Origin of the sequence: Ruminococcus sp. (genome assembly GCF_045129435.1) — a bacterium.
GTDB lineage: Bacteria > Bacillota > Clostridia > Oscillospirales > Acutalibacteraceae > Ruminococcoides.
The window spans coordinates 1-2443 of the sequence record NZ_JBGVJL010000174.1 but is presented as its reverse complement, the minus strand read 5'-3'; the positions used below and the strand labels follow the sequence as shown (position 1 = coordinate 2443).

The window sequence follows — 2443 nt, the reverse complement described above, 5'->3', positions numbered from 1 at the left end:
CAAGCGGTACAGAGCCAAAGATTAAGGCTTATATCACAGCTGTTGGCAAAAGCTATGACGATGCAGAGAGCATTAAAGACAGCCTTGTAGAGGCTTCTAAAAAGCTCCTCGGTATTGAGTAATTTTAATATGGCATAAATTTAGCGGTATCGTTTTTTCGATACCGCTTCAGTTTTAAGGATAAAATCAAAACAGATTTGAACTTAATAAAATAAGAAATGCTCTAAAATTATAGTATTGGTAGTATATCAAATTACTCTTATATTAATTTTTAACTAATCAAAATGATTATGAGGAGATGAATTATGGATAACTTGATTAAAACTGATAACAAACTAACAGAACAAGAAAATGAGAAAAATGAAATAATCTATAAAAAAGTGTTGAATATTGGTTCATCAACTTTTTATATTGATTTTAAAGGAGCAATAAACAAAGTACTTCAATATGTTGATCTTACCTCACTTTTACATAATATAAAAAAAGGTACAGAATATGTTGTACAAATTCCTGCTGAATTGCAAGGCGGTTTTCAAACTGGCAAATATTGGATAATGGAAAACTCTAAAACAGGAACACAGTGGCCCACTCTTATGGAACTTAGTGCAGATGGTAGGGAAAAAATTGTTACTCCGCTTCCAATAAAAAAGAAAGAGTGTATCCAAGGTAATCCTGTAAGAGATATTACAAATAATTATCAAAACTTGTATTTGCAACAGCAAATAAATGAATTATCAGCAAAACTTGAAGAGACTCTTCTGGTTGTGCAAAGAATTGAGCATGGACAATTAGATGACAGAATAGGATTGCTTGAAGCTGGAAGACAAGGTGTAATTCTCGCTCTTTCTCAAAAAGATGAGAATATCAGAAACGTAGCCTTGTTAAATGCAATGAACAATATAATGGTTGCTCAAAATCAAATTTTTGAAGCCTTCAAAAGAAGGGTAACAGACTTTAAACCAATTCCCAAAACAGGACTGGCTCAATTTCTTAAATCTATGGTATCAAATGATTATCTTAGCAAAAGAGATAATGAATACGATGAAATTCAAGAATATTACAACTTATATCTTGAAGCAACACGAATGTTAGCAAATTCTTATATACTGATAGGTGACAATGAAAATGCTCAGAAAGTTTTTGATATGAATATCGAAAAAATCAACAGTTTGGATTATTCAAAATTAAAAACCATAGAATACGCTCACAAAGATTCAGAGTTTCAAAAATTATATGAAAATGCAGCTAAATATTTGTCAACAGAAAAACAGCTATGTATTAAAGAAGGAACTACATATGATTGCTTGAAAATAACAATCAGTGGTGAACAATTGGTGGAGGTAATTGAAAATGGCACAGAGATTTCAACCAAAGAAACTAAATAAGGAAGATCATAAAAAAGTTGATAAGGCTGCTGATAATGCAAAAAAAGGTTTCGCCGTAGCAAGTTTATTAGTAGCTGTGGCTGGAGTTGCTGTGAAAATTGGTAAGCCGATAGTTAAAAGTATTTTAAAAAAATAATTAGTGTTTTTATTTAAGAGATGTTATTACAAATTTTTAATACAGTACTTAATCATTTTTTAAGTAATTATAGGTTATCAGAGTAACAGTTACGAAAAATCATTTAAGAGTACTTTTGTATTAGATGTTTATTGCAAATATAATGTTTTTATAATAAAAACGCAAAAGCCACCTTATCATACGATAAAGTGGCTTGTTTGTTATGCTTAGAAACGCATTGTCAGGCTGATTCTGTTCTTTTCGGGTTCTACGCTGAGGATTTTTACATCTACCACATCACCAACCTTGAGAACCTCTGACGGGTGTTTGATGTACTTATCGCAAATCTGTGAAATATGCACAAGTCCGTCCTGATGTACGCCGATGTCGATAAACGCACCAAAGTCAATTACATTTCTGACTGTGCCTTTAAGCACCATATCAGGCTTTAAGTCTTTGATGTCGAGAATATCTGAACGGAGCATTGGAGCAGGAAGCTCTTCACGAGGATCTCTGCCCGGCTTTGAAAGCTCTTTTACAATATCGTCAAGAGTCGGAAGTCCGATATTGAGGGTTTCGGCAAGGCTCTTTGTTCCCTTTGCGGCAACTCGGCTTGCTATATCTGTGAACTTGCCCTCTTTTATTTCTTTATCGGAATAATCTAAAAGTGAGAGCAACTCCTTTGCACTCTTGTAGCTTTCAGGGTGAACGCCTGTGTTATCGAGTGGATTTTTGCTTTCCGGCACTCTTAAAAAGCCTGCACACTGTTCAAATGCCTTTGGGCCAAGCTTTGGTACTTTCTTTAATTCTGTACGAGAAGTAAAAGCACCGTTCTCCTCCCTATACGCTACAATGTTATTGCAAACTGTGCTGTTAAGTCCTGAAATTCTTGAGAGCAATGCAGGTGAAGCTGTGTTGAGGTCGGCACCGACTGAGTTTACGC

3 protein-coding genes are annotated in these 2443 nt (G+C 34.4%); 2 read left to right on the top strand and 1 reads right to left on the bottom strand.

Annotated elements, in window-relative coordinates:
• The first annotated feature begins 305 nt into the window (after window positions 1–305).
• Window positions 306–1385, top strand: a complete 1080-nt coding sequence (locus ACJMMI_RS08065; protein ID WP_405354817.1) for a hypothetical protein — start codon at window positions 306–308, stop codon at window positions 1383–1385.
• The gene (locus tag ACJMMI_RS08060) at window positions 1351–1521 is read left to right on the top strand and encodes a hypothetical protein (RefSeq protein ID WP_405354816.1); all 171 of its coding nucleotides are present in this window, start codon (window positions 1351–1353) and stop codon (window positions 1519–1521) included. Before ACJMMI_RS08065 ends, ACJMMI_RS08060 begins: the two co-directional genes overlap by 35 nt.
• Window positions 1522–1727: 206 nt before the next feature.
• Here the strand turns inward: ACJMMI_RS08060 and ACJMMI_RS08055 are convergent.
• The coding region (locus ACJMMI_RS08055) for a helix-hairpin-helix domain-containing protein (protein WP_405354815.1) at window positions 1728–2443 on the bottom strand (716 nt) is incomplete at its 5' end.

Coding starts and splice junctions, on each gene's coding strand:
- ACJMMI_RS08065 (WP_405354817.1), top strand. CDS start 306: ATGGATAACTTGATTAAAACTGATAACAAACTAACAGAACAAGAAAAT.
- ACJMMI_RS08060 (WP_405354816.1), top strand. CDS start 1,351: ATGGCACAGAGATTTCAACCAAAGAAACTAAATAAGGAAGATCATAAA.